Raw genomic sequence first — 20,068 nt, forward strand, 5'->3', positions numbered from 1 at the left:
CTAGCTTTGCAATCCAATCAAGCGAACTGCCCGCGTATTACCGTACAAGGACATCTCTTCAATAATGTCGCTATAAGTCAAAGTCTTGGGCATCTCAACTGAGTAGACATTGGTGTAGACCGTCGCATTTTGAACAACTTCGGTCTTGAAGCTAACGTTAGTCGCCTGAACATGATTCTCTTGAAAGTAATTCTCGATAAACTGCTTACTTTCTTGTTTATGCACATATTTAATTTCAATTCTTCGATATGGCTTTACTCGAATAAGTTTCTTAAAAATAGTTAGAGAGCAAAATACAATCACCGCACTTATTAATCCAATTCTGTAATAGCCCATGCCAAAGGCTAGGCCTAATCCAGCAGTCGCCCATAGCGAAGCGGCTGTTGTTAATCCTGTTACTGCATGACGCGTGGTAACAATCGTACCAGCGCCAAGAAAACCAATCCCGCTGACTACTTGCGCAATTAAACGAGCATCATCAGCCCGCACAACGCCGGAAAACTTCGGAAATGATTCCGCAATTTGTAAAGACTGAAAACCAATTTCTTGTTGAATCATCGCAATCACACAAGCACCAACACACACAAGAATGTGGGTTCGAATGCCTGCCGGATGGTTCTTTTGCTCACGATCATAGCCAATAATTCCGGCAATCAACATTGCCAGCAATAAACGGATTAATATTTCTGATGTTGTCACTGTTAATTTCAAAGTTAGCTCTCCCCCCATCATTCTTTAAAAATAGAAAGGCCCAGGAGCTTTCATCACATACTCTGAAAGATTAAATCAGCTCTTGGGCCTAACTAGTTATGAAAATGTCAAAATACTTAAATACAACTGTTTTTGTGACGACTATTCCCTAAAAACTTTTTGCTATTTACCTTGCTCGCGATTGATTCGTAGATATTTTGCAAAGATTAATATGACAATCATCAGCATTTGTAGCTGGAACAAGATCGTAATATCAAATTTAAAAATACCAATAATTGAAATGAGTAAGGTTGGCAAAATCAACGCGCTAAATGACCAGCTAATACCATTACGTAATGGTTGACGCGCTTGCTGCTTGATTTTCAAATAACTGCGTAGAATTAAGACTAAGCAAAGTGTCAACAATAAGACGTTAATAATCGATAGGAAAATCATATTACTCATCTTAAGTAGCATTAGTGAACCACGGTTGGCTTGAGTCCAAGCTAAAATTCCAGTTGATTTGAAATGTTTAAAATCAGTTACTTCAGGTTGATAATTTACTAAGAAATTCTTGCCCCGCTCACGAATAATGTAGCTCTTCTCGTGGAACAGAATACCATTCTGTTTTGGTAGCGCATTTGATTGTAAATCAACCCGAATCACACCAGCTTTAGTTGTGGCAATCTTTTGTGACCGTGGACCAACAAGTTGACCATCTTTAATTTGGTAGTCACGCATTGATTTTGACCAATTAGTCTGCTCAATTAACGCATAGTTATCTTTGATAATGGTTTTTGCCTGATTAAGATCCGTATTCGTGGAATGATTGACTGATAGATTTATCGAAAACGAAAGTACCGGGAGCATTATCAAGAATAAGAAACTGACAATTAAGTTACCAATTGAGAGTCGCAATGGCTCAAGCTTGATTGAATTAGCAAATAAATTAATAGGAAATTTTGTTTTCATAAGAATTAACCCTTAGTACCGCCAGAAACTAATCCTTTAACAAAGTACTTCTGTAAGTAGAAGAACAAGATACAGATTGGAACGGCGATCAAAATTGAGCCAGCGGCAAACAAGACAACTTCTTGTGATTTAGGATCAGAAATGAAGGTCTGTAAACCAACGGCAACAGTATAGTGGACATCGTTACGTAACAAGAATTTAGACATTAAGTAATCCCCGAAAGGACCCATAAATGATTTCAATGCTTGTACGGCGATCATTGGCTTAACCAATGGTAAAACAATTTGCCAGAAAATCCGGAAATTGCCAGCACCATCAAGTTTAGCTGACTCGTCCAAGTCGTATGGAACGGTATCAAAATACCCTTTCATCAACCAAGTACTCATTGGAATCCCACCACCAATATAAAGAACGGTTAGGAACCAATATTGATCTAAGGCATTCAACAAGTTTGCCATGACATAGAAAGCAGTCAAAGCGGCCATTGTTGGCACCATTTGAATGATTAAGAAGAAGATCAATGATCCTTTCTTACCAACAAATTTGAACCGACTATAAACATAACCTGCTAATGTAATAACGAATGTTTGAATGACTGTTGTCCAAAAGGCAATAATAATTGTGTTTTTGTACCACGTACCATAAAGTGTTTCTCTAAATAGTCTACCGAAGTTATCAAGTGTCCAATTTGTAGAGAATCGCAATAAGAAAGAAGTCACATCAGAAGTTTGAAAGGCTGAACTTACCGTGATCAAAACTGGATAGATAATAATAATTGATAAAATAATTAAATAGAGATAAGTCGGAACAGCATTTTTTGTACGAAAGTTACGCTGTTTCTTTCTTCGTAATGCCATTGTTATCCCTCCAAATCAAATGCTTTTGTTTTCTTAAAGACGATTAACGAAATCGAAATGATAATAACCGAAATCAATAAGGTCAAAGCGGCGGCAATTGAATATTGAGGTGCAGAACCAGTGGTTAACTTGTAAATCCAAGAAATCAAGATATCTGTACCGCCGGCGCCACCACCAACATCCCCAGGACCACCATTATTAAACAGGTAGATCATCGAGAAGTTATTAAAGTTGAAGGTATACTGAGTAACGAAGAATGGCGAAGCAACTGCTAAGATCATTGGGAAGGTAATGTGATTGAACTTCTGCAAAACAGTTGCGCCATCCATGGTTGCTGCTTCATATAATTCGTTAGGAATTGACTGAAGAATACCAGTAACTAAGACGTAGACATATGGGAAACCTAACCAGCCTTGGATCAAGATAATGGCTACCTTAGTCCACATTGGATCAGTTAACCAAGCAATTGGTGGAATGCTAACCCCAGGGATATGATTCAATAATCCTAAGACCTGAACGTTCATGGCACCAGCTGAATCGTTGAAAATGTTCGAGAAACTCATAATAGAAATAAATGATGGGATTGCCCAAGGTAATAAGAAGATAACCCCGAAAATCCGTTTGAACTTGATATAATCCTGGTTTAAAACGACCGCAGTCATAATACCCAAGAAAATCTGCAAGGTTGTTGCACATAAAGTCCAAACAATTGTCCAACCAAACACAGTTAAGAAGGTTTGCTTATAACCGCTTAGCATAAACATGCTAAAGAAGTTCTTAAACCCAACCCACTTCAATAAATGTGCTGGTGGATTATTCAAGAAGCCGTAGTTGGTGAAGGCCATGAATAATGTAACCAATGCTGGGAACACGATGGTAAACAGCATTAATAAATAAGCAGGTGTTGACAGTAAGTATGGGAAACCACTGTCACCGATTGAATGCATGAATTCACCCCAACTAATTGGGATTTTTTCACCACGTTCAACCTTTTTAGCAGTGTGACTTGCGTCAACGATATTCATGACATAGAACATCACGAATACAACGGTGATAATTAATTGCATGGTACCCTTGATCATCAAGAATAAAGAGTTATCTTGAAATGGTACGGTGCCTAATGTTACAAGAGAAATTAAAGAACTAACACCGAATAGTGCTAATTCGACAACCATGATAATGAACAATGCTAAGAAGACGATCCCTTTTGCAATCTGACCGTTATAGAATTGTCCTAAACCAGGTATGATCGATAGATAAGGTGCAAGACCTTTCTTTTTCTTCAAAATAATCACATCCTAAACTAGAAGAAACCGACTAAAACGCAAGTTTTACATCGGTTTCTTACTTTATAACTCTTCGACTAATATAAACATTCTGATGAAATACTTACGTGCGACCTAAAAGTACGAAATTACTTGTTATACTTTTGCTTGATGTTTTGCTTGATTGTTGTAACACCCTTATCAGCAGCAGCCTTAGCAGTATATTTACCACTTGCAGCATTAGTAATCATGCTTTGTGCTGGAGTCCAAACTTCTGACATTTCAGGAATGTTTGGTGCTGGAATTGTATGCTTAGATTCGTCAACAACGGCCTTAACAACTTCATTGTTGCTCTTAGCTGCATCTGCATTAGCAACTTTGTTGGCAGGAACTTCACCAGTTTCTTTGAAGAATGACTTCTGATTAGCATCATTAGTAATGAAGTCTAACCATTTTTGTGATAATGACTTGTTCTTAGTGTAAGCTGAGATAACCCATGACTTACCACCACCGAATGGTTGATATGCTTTGCCATTTGGTAATGTAGGAATTGTCGTTGCACCAAAGTCAACGCCGGCCTTCTTATATGAAGCAGCCATCCAAGGTCCGTCTAAAACATAAGCAGTCTTGTTAGATGTAAATTGTTGTGTAATTAAGTTTTCATTTGAAGTAGCGTTTTGTAAACCAGTTGGCCAAGTATTCTTGTACCAGTTAGCGATATAATCAAGACCCTTAACCGCGCCATCATTATTCAAACCAATATCTTTAGGATTGGTATTGTCTTTACCAAAAACATAACCACCGTAACCTTTAATCAGGCCATAAGCAGTATAGAAGTTAGTCCATTGTGCTAAGAAAGCAACATTCTTAGTTTTGTCATTTTCATAGGCAAATTTAGGATCTTTTGATAATTTTTCAATTTCACCAAAAGTTGTTGCTGGTTTCGTAACGAACTTCTTGTTGTAATACATGATGATTGATTCAATTACAATTGGGGCACCATAATACTTACCCTTATATTTAGTTGAATCAGCAACAGTACCTGAATAACGTGATTTGTCTAATTTAACTGGGGCAACTAAACCTTGGATAACTTTACCACCGACACTACCATTTGACATGATCAAAACGTCGGGGCCTTTACCTGAAGGGCCATCAAGTTGTAACGCATCAGAAGCATCAAGCATGGCCTTATAAGTAACGTTGACCTTAGCGTTATACTTCTTTTCAAACTTAGGTACCATGGTCTTCATATATGATTTGTAACTTGGGTCAATTGAAACCTTTAAAGTTTGTTGACTACTTGAGTCAGATTTCTTGCCGCAACCAGTTAAAACAGCGCCTAATGATAATACCGCTGCCGCACCGATTAAAATACGTGCAAATTTCTTCATAATATCCTCCCATAAAGCAAATTATTATTTTATATATAACTGCCGTAATGAAATAAAATCGTTATCGTTCAAACCCACAATTGCTTTTAAATATTCTTTAGTGCCGCCATAACGATTAATTAAATGATCCATGCGTTCGTAATAAGCTGATTTGGCTGTCATGAACGCATCTACATCGGCTAGTTCTGCTTGACTCGCATTTCTAGCCTTTGCTTCTTGCAACGCTTGTTCAGTAACTTGGCTGGACAAAACATTCGTATACATATAATCAGCAAAAATCCGTTCCGGCGCTACGCCTAATGCACCTAATAACAAATAGGCAATAATGCCAGTTCGATCTTTACCACCCCAGCAATGAAACAAGACACTGTGACCAGGCTGTTTATTGGCTAATAGGATGGCAAAAATTTGCTGATAGGCTTGCTGTGAAAACTTTGAATTGACTAATTCAGTGTATTCAGTCAGCATTTGTTCGTAACCGCTGATTGGCTTACCAGTACCGTGATGAGCAGCATCAGTATCACCTTGTTGGAAAATTGGAATATTGATGACTTCAATCCCATCAGTTAAAAGCTGATCAGCATCTCGAGCCACCTCATCAGGCGCTCGTAAATCAATCACCGTTTGAACACCATAGTCTTTTAGAAATTGACTATCAGCTTGATCCAAATGAACCAAATTAGCTGAGCGAATCAACTTATGATAGGCCAGTTCTTGACTAGCACTCACAACTGTTCCGCCAAGATCGCGAACATTATAAGTATGATTTAATTCAAGTACTCGCATAACCACCACTCACTCCTGTTAATTAGTTACTTCTTATATAATTTCTTTAACAGTTGTAAGTCTTGGTCACTCAAACCAACTTTATCCTTAAGATAACTTGTTGGACCGCCATACTCATTAACCAAATCATTCATGCGATCGTAGTAGGACTTCTTCGCTGTCATAAACGCGTCTAAATCAAGTAATTCTTTACGACTCGCTTGTCGAGCGTGAGCATCTTTAACAGATTGTTCAATCACCTCTCGTGAAGAGAAGTTAGTATAGAAATAATCAGCAAAGATTTGATCTTGGGGAACTCCTAATGCGCCTAAGAATAATAATGAAATAATGCCGGTTCGATCTTTACCACCTAAACAATGATATAAAACACTTTGATCAGCACCATCATTCGCTAAGAAAATATCGAAAATCTTACGATAAGCTTTTTGCGAAAAATCAGAAGTTACCAACTCAGTGTATTCGTCCATCATTTGATCATAACCAGATCTCACTTTATCTTTACTATGATGAGCAGCATCAGTATCGCCATGCTTGAAAATCGGAATGTTCACGTAATTAATATCTTTAATCAAGATATTATCCGGATCACGTTGCACCTCATCGCTTGACCGTAAATCAATTACAGTCCGTACACCATAATCATAAAGTAACTGATTATCAGCTTGGTCAATATTGATTAAGTTAGCTGAGCGAATCATTTTGTGATAGCGAACCTCGCCATCCGGTTCAGTAAACTCACCACCAAGATCACGAACGTTATGGGTATTATCAAGTTTTAACTCCTTCAAAGTAACACCTCTTTCCTAACACGATTAATTATTGGTCATAAAAAGCGTTTCCACAAGTGATTTATCCGTGTTACCGATAACAGAAAAGTTATGCACCAATGTTCTTAACATTGATGACAAAACCATGTTGTCCTAATTTCTGATCTTGATAGCTCTGACTGAGAACCATTTGTCCTGTAAGCTTTAACGCCGCAACATCAAGATTCTCTTGACCTAAATTAAAGGTGCCAATGATCTGCTGTTCCTCACCAGTTCTTGTTACTTGTACCAAACCGCGTTGATCATCAACAATTGTCCATTCCAAATCACCTTGAGTTAATAAATCAGCATTGCCTAACCGTAATTTAATCAGGCTTTGGTAAAAAGCAAATAGGTCGTGATCTTGCGTTGCTTCATTCCAGTTCATTGGTTTGCGACAATCAGGATCGTTGCCACCATCCATGCCAACTTCACTACCGTAGTAAATACATGGTTCGCCTTCTTGTAAGAAAGTGAAGGCCACGGTTTGCCGCAATAAATCTTTATTATCGTCACAGACTGTTAATAAACGCGCCGTATCATGAGAATCCAAAGTGTTCAACATCACTTCGTTAACTTGCCGTTGGTACAACATCCGCTGATAGTTCAAGCCATCAACCATTCGTTGTGGTGTCAACGTCTTTTTAACGAAACCATTGACGACTGTTTCTGTGAAGGCGTAATTCATCACTGCTGAGAATTGATCGCCCATCAGCCATGGTTGTGAGGAATGCCAAACTTCACCAAGAATGTAGAAATCCTTCTTTGCAGCATGACAAGCATCAGCAAAGTGGCGCCAGAAACGATGATCAACTTCATTGGCCACATCTAACCGCCAGGCATCAATATCGAATTCATTGATCCAATAAGTGGCCACACTGACTAAATAATCACGAACTTCTGGATTAGCCGTGTTCAATTTTGGCATGTGCGGTGTGTAGGCGAAAGTATCATAAGTCAATTCATTAGCTTTTTCGAAATCGTCGGTCTCTTTAAAAGCAACGGGGAATTTATTAATGTGGAACCAGTCAGCAAATTTCGACTTTTTCTCATTGATAACCACGTCTTGCCATTGGACTGAACGATCGCCCATATGATTGAAAACGGCATCCAGCATCACTTTCATGCCCCGACGATGAGCTTCAACAACTAACTTCTGGAAAACTTCTTTGTCACCAAAGTCAGGGTCAACCTCCAAATAATCAATCGTATCGTACTTATGATTAGAGTAGGCTTTAAAAATTGGGCACAGGTATAAACCGTTAATGCCTAATTCTTGTAAATAATCCAAGTGATCAATAATTCCTTGAAGATCACCACCATAATAATCAGTCCGCCCTGGTGTCAGCTCACTATTCCAAGGCTTAATACCTTCAGGATCATTGCTGACATCACCATTGGCAAAACGTTCGGGAAAGATTTGATACCAAACAGTGTGCCGAACCCAATCAGGTTCTTTGAAGCGATCAATTTCATGGAAATAAGGTTGGCGGAAAGGATTCCCGGCGGTGCCAATCAAGTCACGATCAAAGGGGAAGAATCCACGATCACCATATAGCACTTCTTGGCCGTCATTGCCGACGACTTTGAAATCATATTGGACTCGCTTATGAGCAACATCTAATGATGCTTCCCAGTAATCGAAAGTTTCAGTACTGGCGATTTTAGTTAAGCTAATTGTTTGGTAAGAATCAGCGGCGTCATAAGGATCCATGTAAAAACACAGCACTTCCTTGACGTCATCACGTTTAGTCCGTAACCGCACCCGAAAGTCTCCTGGTTGATATAAATAAGCAAACTCACTATCAGGACGGTGATAAATTGCTGCAGCTTCCATAAATATTAATTTCCTCTCTTATCTGTGTTATTTATTCTCAACATCTTTAATGATTAAAGCCAAGGTAACTGGTCTTGTTTCAAAACAATGCTGGACCAAGGTGCCAAATGCCATTGTTTATCGTCTAAAGTCACTTGACCGACAGTATAAGTAATATCAGCGTTGGTCCAATCGTCATTGGTGTAACTCATGGAATCACTCGTTAAATTAGTAACCACCAGTGCCGACTTGCCCGCTAAGTAACGTTCATAAACTAATAAACCAGTTGGCGCCGTCAACAACCGAAATTCGCCATTAGCGAATAAATCTTGTTGTTTCAAGTGTAGTAATTGCCGATAGAAGTTCAGTAAACTGTCAGGATCATCTTCTTCGGCAGCTACCGTCACTTGTTTCGATGAAGTGCGTAACCAAGGCTCATGTTCAGAGAAGCCTTGATTAGCCGAATCGTCCCAAGGCATTGGCTGCCGGGCTGGTGTCTTGTGAGTCTGGGACAAATATTTCAAAACTTCGGTTTGTTCCCGGCCAGAAAGTTGACTCTTCAAAGCAGTCACAGTTTGATCTTGAAAGGCTGTGAAACGTTCTAATTCAACATTCTTTAAGCCTAATTCCTCACCGTAATAAATAATCGGCACACCCTTTTGCAAATACTGCATGGTCGCTAAAGTCTTTAAACTGCGCTCGAAGTATTCTGAATCCGCATAAGCAGTTGCCATTCGTGGCATGTCATGATTGCTAAAATACAACGTTGGTTGGGTTGTTTGCGCCAGCGAAGTCTGCCAGTGAACAATACTTTCAGGCAATTGGGCTAAGTCTAATTTTTCTTTCGCTGGTAAATTCAGCTTCATGGCTAAGGGATCTTGTTGAGCCAATCGTTCTTTAGGTAAGTTACGGAAGCTGACGATGCCATCACATAAGGCATTGCCACGATTGGAACGCGTATATAAGGCTGCCAATTCAGGGCCAGCTGAAGCACCCTCGCCTAAAATAAACAGATCAGGATTGATCTTGCGTAATTCATTAATGAACTCTTGCAAATAAGTGACCACATTAGGCAAATTAGCATACATTGGTTCCGCAATTACCGCACCTTTTTCCGCACTAGGAAAATCTTGCCGCAAATTTGCTTTGGCAATGTGGATAAAGGCATCCAGCCGTAAACCGTCGACGCCCTTTTCCACCCAGTATTTAGCAACTTCAATCATTGCTTGCCGTACTTCAGGATTAGCCCAATTTAAATCAGGCATATGTTGGTCGAATAAATGGAAGTAATAGGTATTTTTTTCAGTGGGATGTTGGGCCCAGACAGAGCCGCCAAAGAACGAACCCCAGTTATTCGGAACTTGCCCATCTTTTGTGTGTTCCCAAATATAATAATCGCGGAACAAACTCTTGGGACTCTTCAAGGCATCTTGGAACCAAGGATGCTGATCAGAAGTATGGTTCAAAACAAAATCTAAAATAATGTGCATTCCTAATTCATGAGCTCGCTTAATGAGGGCATTCATGGTGTCCATCGAACCAAAATGCGGATCAATATTGAAATAGTTGGAAACATCGTAGCCGTTATCAACTTGTGGTGACGTAAAAACTGGATTGATCCAAATTGCGTTCACACCAAGTTTTTTAATATAATCTAACCGTTGTAAAAGGCCTTCTAAATCGCCAAGACCATCATTATTACTATCTTGAAAACTACGGGGATAGACCTGATAAATAATGGCGTTGTCATACCATTGTTTCATTAGCTTAGGCATCCTTTCTGGAAAATGATTGCGCTCACGCGTACCTTGCTAATGACTATCTTATGGAAGTCACTAGCAAACAACAAGCTTGTTACGTGATGTTATCGGTAACAACTTTGAGCGCCATTTTTAGCCCCTCAATATAAAAATCTCGCGGCCACTTTTAAGTAAAAAAGTTGACCGCGAGATTTTTTCGGCATTAACGCCACTGGCTTGAAATGATTGACTTAATATTGATCAGCCACTTCAGCTTCAGTAATAAATTGATTGCCATCATAGAGTTTTTCTTTAATCGCACGTTTCAGCTGAACTTCAGTCCCCGTTGGCGTTAAGGTCAGTGCAAAAATGCCGCCATCATAAGCGCCGGAACGACTGCCTGAATCAATCAAATAACGAGGTACATCGTGGATGCTGGCCTTCATCTCCAAATAACCGTAACCGCAGCCAACCAAAGTCTGGACTGGCGTGTGACCGGTCACCAATACTTTACCTAAGTCATTGGTGTGCCAAGTGCTGGGCCGTTGACCATCAGCAAAATAATAATCATCACGAATCCAAATGAGATCGTCGCGACTTTGCTGTTTTAAATTGTCATGCCAGTGCAGACCAGCATGGACTGCAAAAATGGTTTCATTCTGCCAAGTTAGTGGTAACTGACTTAAAAAATCTGTGTATTCTTGAAGTGGTGGCTGATTTAAAGCGCGGGCAACACTGATCAGGTCACTTTGTTCAATGCCTAATTCAGGCCATGTTGCCTGACCACCATTAGCCGCCCACATCCGAAAATCATGGTCATTTTTCATTGCGGTCTGAACCCAGAAGTCATCATGATTACCTAATAGCGCCACATCATGATGATTCATCACCCGATTACGAATAATTGCCAGTGTGCGCAACGGTTCAACTGAGCAATGCTCAATATGATTGGTGAATTTCCGTTCCGACAAGCCATCAATATAATCGCCTAGAAAAACAATTTGACTTGCGGCAATCACTGGATCAGCTAACAGCGCCGTCAAATCAGCGGCCGCGCTATGAATATCACCGATAAACGTCAGATTTCTCATGGTGCCACCTACTCTCTATTTAATAGGTTTATTATACCTATTTCACCAGCAGATGAAGTGTCCTAAGTCAGCTCATCCAGACAAGAATTATTGTCTGGGCTCCAATTTAAAACAGAATCGAGTTGGTGTTGAAGCAGAACTGAGTCTGACTCCATTGCGGGCTTGCTGGTTGTGGAACGCTGCCGACATCGATTTGAACCAATTAAATGTTAAATTCAAAACCTTTAAAACCCGATGATGATATTGAGACAGAATTGGTTTTGACTCCATTCCGGGCTTGCTGGTTGTGGAACGCTGCCGGCCGCAACGGAGTTGTCAGCTATTCTGTCCGAAACTAGTTTAGACGGCCACAGCGTTCCACGCCCTCTAAATCGCCCAGCAACCACCACTTCAACTAGGGAACGACTACACTCGGTTAATTCAAATGATAATTTCGCGTGGTGTTACGACGAATTAGTTCTGGTGAGAACATCACTTCCATGCGATCACGATTGGGATTCTGTTCATCGTCAGGGCTAGCCTGATTTATCTTCTGCATCAATAGTTCGGCAATTTTACTGCCCATGGCCATTACTGGCTGTTTAACTGTTGTTAGTTTTGGTTCGGCAATTTGGTCGAGAAAGACACCATCAAAACCAGCAATGCCGAAATCTTCAGGAATATTGCCGCCCATTTTTTGAATGCCCCGTTCAACGCCGATTGCCAGACGATCACTGGAACAAACGAAACAAGTATTCTTTTTGAACTCTGGCCAATGTTCTTGAATATATTGCTGCGCTTCCGAAGAATGGTTGCCAAAGCGGACAATTTGCGGTTGCAAGCCTGACTTCTGCATCGTATCCATGTAGCCACGTTCCCGGGAATATTCGAAAGACTCCTTTAATTCAATGCCGAGAAAAATAATTTGCTGATAGCCATCATTGATCGCTGCACTGGTCGATAAAAAAGTCCCGTATTTGTTGTCGGAATCGACAAAATCGTAATTGTGGCGATTTTCGCCATAAAGAATGATCGGCCGATCTAAATCTTGAATCCAATCAAAGTCATTATTCCGAGCGCCAGTAATAATATAGCCATCACAATCACCAATATTAGCATTTTTCTGGGTCACAACTTGTAACGCATATTGGTGGGCGTTCAAGAATTGGGCCACTCCCATTAACAAAGTGGCATAATAAGGTTCGACTGTATCAACTTTTTCCAAAATAACCAGTTTGATAATTCGGGTCGTGTTGGCAGCCAAAGCTTTAGCTGCGAAATTGGGATGATAGTCCAACTCATCCATGGCCTTAAAAACCAATTGCTTTAATTCATCAGTTACTTGTTCGGGATGGTTAATCACCCGCGAAACTGTCATTTTAGAGACGTTAGCCGCCTTTGCGACGTCATTTAAAGTAACGATACACTCCACCCTCTTCAGTAATCTCTACTATTATATTATATTAATCTTACCCGATATTAACAACAATGTGATTGTCTAGGTAAGGAATTACCAATTTAAATAAGAATTATTGAATCAATTTGCTAATTTAATTATGAATTTTTTAGTTTATTAAAAAATGACTCCAGCACCTTTTTTTGACGAAAGATTAAAAATAAATTAGACGTTCATGCTAAAATAAGATATTATGGAAGATGTTAATTCTAGTTTTGGAGGTTATATGATGAGTAAAGAAATTTCTGCTGAAAATCTGAAAGCATACGCTGAAGATTTTGCTGATTTACCAAAGTCAAACGCAACTGCTAATACTGTCGCTCATAACGGTATTCTAGCATCAAGCCGCAATTTAGCTGCTGATGTTGCGATGACACCTAATTTTTCTGTCGAGATCGACACTGGTGCAGTTGCTAACCAGAAACAATCTGGCCGTTGCTGGATGTTTGCTGCCTTAAACACCATGCGTCATCCTTTACAAGATGAATTCAAGTTAAAGGGTTTTGAATTATCACAAAACTACACGAACTTCTGGGACAAGTTTGAAAAATCAAACTGGTTCTACGAGAACGTGATTGCCACAGCTGACCTACCATTAGGCGACCGTAAAGTTGACTTCTTAATGGCAACTCCTCAACAAGATGGTGGCCAATGGGATATGCTTTGTGCCTTAATCGAAAAATACGGTTTAGTGCCAAAGGATGTTATGCCAGAAACTTACAACAGTTCAAAATCTGCTGAATTAAACAGCACTTTGAACACGAAGTTACGTCATGATGCGGTTGCTTTGCGTGCTTTAGTAGCTGCTAAAAAGACTGCTGCTGAAATCGACGCTGCTAAGGAAGACATGTTAAGCGAAGTTTATCGTTTATTGGTCTTCACTTTAGGCAAACCACCAGTTAAATTCGACTGGGAATACACTGACGATGACAAAGTTTATCATCGCGAAGCTGGTTTAACACCACAAACTTTCTTCAAGAAGTATGTTGGTTGGAACTTGGAAGACTATCTTTCAATGATCAACTCACCTACTGCTGACAAGCCATACAAACACGTTTACACCGTTGATTTGTTAGGTAACGTTGTTGGCGGTCGTCAAGTTCGTCACTTGAACTTAGACATTGACGACTTCAAGCAATTAGCAATCAAGCAATTACAAGCTGGCGAAACAGTTTGGTTTGGTTCAGATGTTGGCAAGTCATCTGATCGTCAACTCGGCGTAATGGATACCAACGTTTACCAAAAGTCTGATTTATTAGACATCGACTTAAGCATGACTAAGGCAGAACGTCTCGATCATGGCGAAAGCTTAATGACTCATGCCATGGTCATCACTGGTGTTGATTTGGTTAACGGCCAACCAACTAAGTGGAAAGTTGAAAACTCATGGGGCGAAAAAGTTGGCCATAAAGGCTACTTCGTGATGAGTGATGCTTGGTTCGATCAATTCGTTTACCAAGTTGTTATTAACAAGAAATTCTTGTCAGACGATTTGAAGAAGATCGTTGCTGACGAACATGACAATCCAACTGTTTTGAAGCCTTGGGATCCAATGGGTGCCTTAGCTTTATAATTCAACGGTTTATAAAAAGACTAGTCCACAATTTGTGGCTAGTCTTTTTTATTTTGTTCAATAGCAATTGTTGACAACTTACTGGTAAGAAAACTGGTTGTTAAGCGATTATACCAGATAGAATGTAGTGATTGAATCCGAAATAGATTTTGGCAGAATAGCGGACAACTCCGTTGCGGCCGGCGGGGTGTGGAACGTTGCCGACACTGATTTGAGCTTATTGCTAGCGCAACAATCTCAAATACAGGTCTTCTTCTAACCGCTAAAGCGGCAAGAAGAATTTGGCGACTGACACCCCGGCGGCCTCCACTACGTTTTGAGTTAGGCTGGTCCACTTTACCTTTGCTAGATATCAAGATTATTAAAGGTAGATGACAATCGTGCACCAGCCACCTTATGAAACTAACCGAATTGAGCACCACTATTTAGAAAAACATATTGGTGTAAACAAATAAACCTGCCCGGCAAATTTTCTGGAATTCAACCAGAAACTGTCAGACAGATTTTTTGATATTAGTATTCAGTTGTGACAACAATCTAAATCGAGTTGAGTTGTCCTGCTACAGTTGTCTTAACCACTAACCATGCTGAAGTGCACCAAATTAACTCCAGACGGTGTGGAGGGATCTTGGCGTCAGCCGCCAAATTATTGTTGGTGCTTTAGCACTTACAATAAGACCTGTACTGATGACAATTTGGTTTGTAATTGGCATCAATCAGTGTCGGCAGCGTTCCACGCCAAGCAGCCCGGAACAGAGTCAGACGCCATTCTGTTTCAAACACTTCACTAAGGTTCGATTGGTTTTGCACCTACAAAACTGTCTCCGTTAAAATATCTAAATGCTGATTCAGTTCATAAACAATCGGTTCGCCATTAGCCACCTCAACGCCATCTAAATCGCGATCAGTAATTTGTTCCAAATATTTGATCATCACGCGCAAAGTACTGCCATGAGCAACCACTAATTGGTCATGACCGGCAATTAATTCCGGCGCAATTTGATCAACATAATAAGGAATTACCCGGCGACTGGCCATCGCCAAACTTTCACCCAAAGGCATGCTACGTGAATCTAAATTAGCGTAACGTCGATCATGGTCCGGTTCAGTTAGCAAAGGTGGCATCGTCCAATAATCCCGCCGCCACAGAGCAACTTGTTTTTTACCAAATTCACGACGAGTTTGATCTTTATTATGACCACGTAAAGCGCCATAATGCCGTTCGTTTAGCCGCCAACTTTTATAAATCGGCAAATAAAGCCAATCGCGATCCTCGCAAATAATATTCGCAGTTTTAATGGCCCGAATCAGCACTGACGTATGGACAGCTTGGGGATGAAAATTCAAATCGGCTAACATTTTTGCACTGTGATGTGCCTGTTTGACACCTAAACGAGTTAAATCAACATCGGTCCAACCCGTATAAATATTATCAGCATTTGCTGTACTTTCACCGTGTCGAATGAGCACAAGTTTTACCAAAATAGTCGACCTCTTTATTGTAAATCTGTTTCAGAAACAGCTGCCAAATTGGCAGAAATCTTAGCTAAGACATCATCAAGTGCGCCGTCCTTAAAGGGACTCTGCAAATGACCCAGTTCAATCAGCTGGTTAAACGTTAAGCTACCACCAGCCTTAGCCATAGCCAAATAATCAGCCCAAGCTTGGTCATCATGGTTCACTTCAAATCGTTCCCAGAATTGGAAAGCCACCACTTGCGCCAGCGTGTAATCAATATAATAAAATGGCGCTTCAAAAATGTGACCTTGGCGATACCAATAAATGCCTCGCTCTAAATCAGCATCATCATATTGGCGACTAGGTAAATACATTTTCTCTAAACGACGCCAAGTTTGCTTACGTTCTGTTGGCGTCCATTCTGGATGGCGATAAACTTCCGTCTGAAAATGATCGACTAACACGCCATAGGGCAGAAAAGTCACAGCACTAGACAAATGTTCAAACTTATATTTGGTCGTTTGTTGGCCAAAGAATTTGTTCATCCACGGATAAGCAATGAACTCCATACTCATGGAGAAAATTTCCGCAGCTTCATTGGTTGGAAAGACACACTCCCAAGCCTTAATTGCCTGTGCTTGATAAGTTTGGAAGGCATGACCAGTTTCATGAGTCAATACGTCGACATCGGCCGAAGTACCATTGAAATTAGCGAAAATAAATGGTGTTTTAAATTCAGGCAAATACTCGCAATAGCCACCACCTTGTTTGCCATGATGGCTTAACAAGTCCAAATTATGATTATCAACCATCATTTGGAAGAACTTGCCAGTTTCAGGTGACATCTCGTGATACATATCATTGGCCTTTGCCACTAATTCCTCAGCTGTGCCTTCAGGTGTGGCATTACCACTAAGATAATTGTAATCTTCATCGTAAAAATTAAGTTCATCTAAGCCTAAACGTTTTTGTTGGCGTTGGCGCAACTGACTGACAATTGGGACAACTTTTTCCAGAATTGTTTGCCGATAACGGGCCACATCATCAGCATCATAATCGAAGCGATTCATGAAGTCATAGCTCATATCCGTATAATTATCGTAATTTAACTGATGCGCGATTTCAGTGCGCACTTGCACCATCTGATCATAAATTTGATCAAATTCAGCCTCATGTTCAACAAACCAAGCAGTGGTTGCCTGAGTTGCACGTTGGCGCAATTGGCGATCAGCCTTATTCTGAAACTTCTTCATTTGCGTTAAATTATAAGTTTCGCCAGCAAATTCAATTTGAGCCGAAGCAATCAATTCAGAATACTTTGTACTCAATTGATTATCTTGCTGCAGCAAAGGAATCACTTCCGGCGAGAAAGTTTTCAACTGATTTTTCGCCATTAAAAATAAGGTCTTCGGGAACGTATGCTGTAATTCAGCTTGAAATGGCGACTTCACCAGTTCTCGATAAAATTCAGTGGTGAACTCATTGTATTTGGGACTATATTCATTCCAATAGTCCTCTTCCTGATGATAAAAATCATCCAGAGTATTCACACTGAAGCGAATTTCGGCCAACATTTGTTGCGAAACAATTTTAGTTTCTAACTTACTAATTGCCAAAGCGGCATTAACAGCCGTTAGTGGATCATCGGCATGGTTCAAAGCCGTCAATAATTGACGGTACTCAGCTGTTACTTGTTCAAAATTGGGACGTTGGTATGGTAATTGCGCGAAATCTGTCATAAAAAGCGCCTCCTAATAGTTTTCTATTATAAACGATTATCGTAACGAAAGAAAACCGCCTAGCATTGATTCTAGGCCTAGTTTGAAATAGTTACCCAATTCACCTATACACTTTGTGAATTATCAGGCACCGCATTAGCCTCATCCGTTCAATTACATAATTGCCCGCAAAAAAAGCCCCAGACTATCTGTAGTAGTCTGGGGCTTCGGTGATCAATGTTTGACTTCGTCAGCTACAATATAACATTTTGAGATTAATTTTACAAACTATTATAGTCCCCGCTGTCAAAACACAATGATTAGTTTTGCATGCTGCACTGGTGTTTTAAACTGGACCACTTTTATTTTGGTGCAATCTTAAAATAAGCGTGCCATTAATAACGTCTCTAACAGGTCACCATTCAGACTGCGATAGCTGGCTGGTAAGCGACCTTCTAAAGTAAAATCAAATTTCTGATAAAGTTTTTGTGCGGCTAGATTACGAGTTTGCACAAATAATTGGACCCGTTTAAGAATGGATTGCTCGGCGACCCAAGTCAAGGCCATGTCCATCAGCGCTGAGCCTAAGCCGATTTGGCGATCCGCCGTAGCCACTAATAATCCTAACTCGCCAACATGAGCCGTTGCTGGATTGGCGCTAGCGGCAATCCGCAAGTAACCAATAATTTCTGCATCAGCTACGGCCAACAGTAATAAATTATTGGGACTAGCGGCAATAGCTGTTAACTGTGGCGCGAGTTGTGCGGCCGTTAAGTCAGTTAGTGCAGCATCAGTTTCGACAAAATCACAGGGAACAACCTCAGTCTGCCAAAAAGCCAACAGCGCAGCAGCATCAGATGCTTCAGCACTACGAATTGTAACAGCGACGTCTTCACTCATGATCAGACCAAGCCGCGGTAATTTGTTCGAGTAATTTCTGACTATTGGCACCACTGGCACTGATTGTAAATTGCCGAGTGTCCGCGGCAAAGTCGGGCAAGTCCCGTTGAATGTCAATCACTAGGCGATCAGCGGGCAGGACATCCTCACCAAACTGTGACCACTCCACCACGCAAACACCATCACTATCGAAATACTCTTCAAGACCCAAATCGTCAGCTGAACTGTGTTCCAAACGATACAAGTCCATGTGGAATAATGGTAAACGACCCTGTCGATATTCACGTATCAAAGTAAAGGTCGGACTTTTAATCGCCCGGTCAATACCTAATGACTTGGCTAAACCTTTAGTGAAAGTTGTTTTACCGGCACCTAGGTCACCATTTAATAATAGTAAACTACCTGGTTGAACCAAGTTACCAACGACTTGACCAAATTTTTCTGTCTCGGCGGCATTTTTTGTCAGAAATTTCAAACTTTAACTCCTTTAAGATTTGGTTGTTACATCAAACTAACCAAATCAGATCATCAAATATTATTGTAACGATTGAGCAGCGGTAATAATGGCTAATTTATAAACATCCTCTTCATTAGCACCCCGTGACAGGTCAGAAACTGGTTTATTCAATCCCTGCAAAACTGGGCCAATGGCTTCAAAGTGGCCGAAGCGTTGGGCAATCTTGTAGCCAATATTACCAGATTGCAATTCTGGGAAAATAAAGACATTGGCATGACCAGCAACTTCTGAACCAGGCGCTTTTTGTGCAGCGACTGATGGCACATAAGAAGCATCAAATTGTAATTCACCATCAATTTGATATTCAGGTGCCATTTCTTGAGCAATTTTAGTGGCTTCAACGACTTTATCAACCTCAGGAGATTTAGCTGAACCTTTAGTTGAGAAGCTTAACATCGAAACTTTTGGATCAATATCGAATAATTCAGCTGTTTTGGCTGATTGAACCGCAATTTCAGCTAATTCTTGGGCGTTAGGATTGATGTTAATGGCGCAATCTGAGAACAAGTACCGTTCGCCGTCACGTTCCCGACCCCGCTGCATAATAAAGGCACCTGAAGTCCGCGAAACATTTGGTTTAGTTTTAATAATTTGTAACGCTGGGCGCACGGTTTCACCAGTGGAATGAACAATCCCAGAAACCATCCCATCAACCTTGTCTAAGTATACTAACATCGTCCCGAAATAATTACCATCACGCAAAATTGATTCCGCTTGTTCAGCCGTAGCTTTGCCATGACGACGCTCAACAAAAGCATCAACCATCGCTTTGAAATCAGCTGCTGGGTAGTTGTTAGGGTCGATAATTGTTAAAGCATCGACATGTAACCCATTTTTCAAAGCAACCGCCTTAATTTCGTCAACATTACCTAATAAAACAGGTTCCAAAACTTGGTCAGCCTTTAAACGCACAGCAGCACCAATAATTCGAGGTTCCGCACCCTCAGGGAAAACAATCTTGATATTCTTACCATTAATTTTTTCCTGCAAGCTCGCAAATAAATCCATCCTATTTCCTCCATTAAGAAAGCGTTTTATACATACAAATTCC

Annotated in this window: 18 protein-coding genes; 2 read left to right on the plus strand and 16 right to left on the minus strand. The window is 40.4% G+C overall.

Annotated elements, in window-relative coordinates:
* The 11 genes from EKM82_RS06715 to EKM82_RS06765 form a co-directional block, all read right to left on the minus strand.
* Positions 1-711 carry an MgtC/SapB family protein gene (locus tag EKM82_RS06715; RefSeq protein WP_125767526.1) on the minus strand — a complete coding sequence of 237 codons (711 nt, stop codon included), beginning with the start codon at positions 709-711 and terminating at the stop codon, positions 1-3.
* A gap of 162 nt (positions 712-873) precedes the next feature.
* A complete protein-coding gene (locus tag EKM82_RS06720; RefSeq protein ID WP_125767527.1) occupies positions 874-1,662 on the minus strand; it encodes a DUF1189 family protein in 789 nt (262 codons plus the stop codon).
* A 5-nt stretch (positions 1,663-1,667) separates the two neighbouring features.
* Entirely contained in the window at positions 1,668-2,519 is an 852-nt protein-coding gene (locus EKM82_RS06725) for a sugar ABC transporter permease (RefSeq protein WP_125767528.1), read from the minus strand.
* Positions 2,520-2,521: 2 nt separating this feature from the next.
* Positions 2,522-3,805 carry a carbohydrate ABC transporter permease gene (locus EKM82_RS06730; RefSeq protein ID WP_225419678.1) on the minus strand — a complete coding sequence of 428 codons (1,284 nt, stop codon included), beginning with the start codon at positions 3,803-3,805 and terminating at the stop codon, positions 2,522-2,524.
* 128 nt (positions 3,806-3,933) lie between these two features.
* Positions 3,934-5,178 (minus strand): extracellular solute-binding protein, encoded by a 1,245-nt coding sequence (locus EKM82_RS06735; protein ID WP_125767530.1) that lies wholly within the window; start codon positions 5,176-5,178, stop codon positions 3,934-3,936.
* A 24-nt stretch (positions 5,179-5,202) separates the two neighbouring features.
* A complete protein-coding gene (locus tag EKM82_RS06740; protein WP_125767531.1) occupies positions 5,203-5,964 on the minus strand; it encodes a tyrosine-protein phosphatase in 762 nt (253 codons plus the stop codon).
* A 26-nt stretch (positions 5,965-5,990) separates the two neighbouring features.
* A complete protein-coding gene (locus EKM82_RS06745; protein ID WP_125767532.1) occupies positions 5,991-6,752 on the minus strand; it encodes a tyrosine-protein phosphatase in 762 nt (253 codons plus the stop codon).
* A gap of 88 nt (positions 6,753-6,840) precedes the next feature.
* Positions 6,841-8,607 carry a glycoside hydrolase family 13 protein gene (locus EKM82_RS06750; protein ID WP_125767533.1) on the minus strand — a complete coding sequence of 589 codons (1,767 nt, stop codon included), beginning with the start codon at positions 8,605-8,607 and terminating at the stop codon, positions 6,841-6,843.
* Between the two features lie 53 nt (positions 8,608-8,660).
* Entirely contained in the window at positions 8,661-10,349 is a 1,689-nt protein-coding gene (locus tag EKM82_RS06755) for an alpha-glucosidase (RefSeq protein WP_164508157.1), read from the minus strand.
* A gap of 227 nt (positions 10,350-10,576) precedes the next feature.
* Entirely contained in the window at positions 10,577-11,416 is an 840-nt protein-coding gene (locus EKM82_RS06760) for a metallophosphoesterase (RefSeq protein WP_125767535.1), read from the minus strand.
* 415 nt (positions 11,417-11,831) lie between these two features.
* Positions 11,832-12,818 carry a LacI family DNA-binding transcriptional regulator gene (locus EKM82_RS06765; RefSeq protein WP_125767577.1) on the minus strand — a complete coding sequence of 329 codons (987 nt, stop codon included), beginning with the start codon at positions 12,816-12,818 and terminating at the stop codon, positions 11,832-11,834.
* A 262-nt stretch (positions 12,819-13,080) separates the two neighbouring features.
* Between EKM82_RS06765 and EKM82_RS06770 the strand changes: the two genes are divergently transcribed.
* Both EKM82_RS06770 and EKM82_RS11440 read left to right on the plus strand, forming a co-directional pair.
* Positions 13,081-14,424: a C1 family peptidase gene (locus EKM82_RS06770; protein WP_125767536.1), complete on the plus strand. Its 1,344-nt coding sequence runs from the start codon at positions 13,081-13,083 to the stop codon at positions 14,422-14,424.
* Between the two features lie 617 nt (positions 14,425-15,041).
* Complete coding sequence (locus EKM82_RS11440) at positions 15,042-15,215, plus strand: hypothetical protein (protein ID WP_164508158.1); 174 nt, start codon at positions 15,042-15,044, stop codon at positions 15,213-15,215.
* 19 nt (positions 15,216-15,234) lie between these two features.
* Here EKM82_RS11440 and EKM82_RS06775 read toward each other — a convergent pair whose 3' ends face one another.
* From EKM82_RS06775 to pta, 5 genes are all read right to left on the minus strand, one after another.
* Entirely contained in the window at positions 15,235-15,906 is a 672-nt protein-coding gene (locus tag EKM82_RS06775; protein ID WP_125767537.1) for a 2,3-bisphosphoglycerate-dependent phosphoglycerate mutase, read from the minus strand.
* 14 nt (positions 15,907-15,920) lie between these two features.
* Positions 15,921-17,621, minus strand: coding sequence for a M3 family oligoendopeptidase (locus tag EKM82_RS06780; protein ID WP_125767538.1), 1,701 nt, complete (start codon positions 17,619-17,621; stop codon positions 15,921-15,923).
* A 357-nt stretch (positions 17,622-17,978) separates the two neighbouring features.
* Entirely contained in the window at positions 17,979-18,500 is a 522-nt protein-coding gene (locus EKM82_RS06785; RefSeq protein ID WP_125767539.1) for a GNAT family N-acetyltransferase, read from the minus strand.
* Entirely contained in the window at positions 18,493-18,975 is a 483-nt protein-coding gene (gene tsaE / locus EKM82_RS06790) for a tRNA (adenosine(37)-N6)-threonylcarbamoyltransferase complex ATPase subunit type 1 TsaE (RefSeq protein WP_125767540.1), read from the minus strand. The genes EKM82_RS06785 and tsaE overlap by 8 nt, the downstream gene beginning before the upstream one ends.
* Positions 18,976-19,035: 60 nt before the next feature.
* Positions 19,036-20,025 (minus strand): phosphate acetyltransferase, encoded by a 990-nt coding sequence (pta, locus tag EKM82_RS06795; protein ID WP_125767541.1) that lies wholly within the window; start codon positions 20,023-20,025, stop codon positions 19,036-19,038.
* Positions 20,026-20,068: the final 43 nt, after the last annotated feature.

Origin of the sequence: Lapidilactobacillus wuchangensis (assembly GCF_003946645.1) — a bacterium.
Classification (GTDB): domain Bacteria; phylum Bacillota; class Bacilli; order Lactobacillales; family Lactobacillaceae; genus Lapidilactobacillus; species Lapidilactobacillus wuchangensis.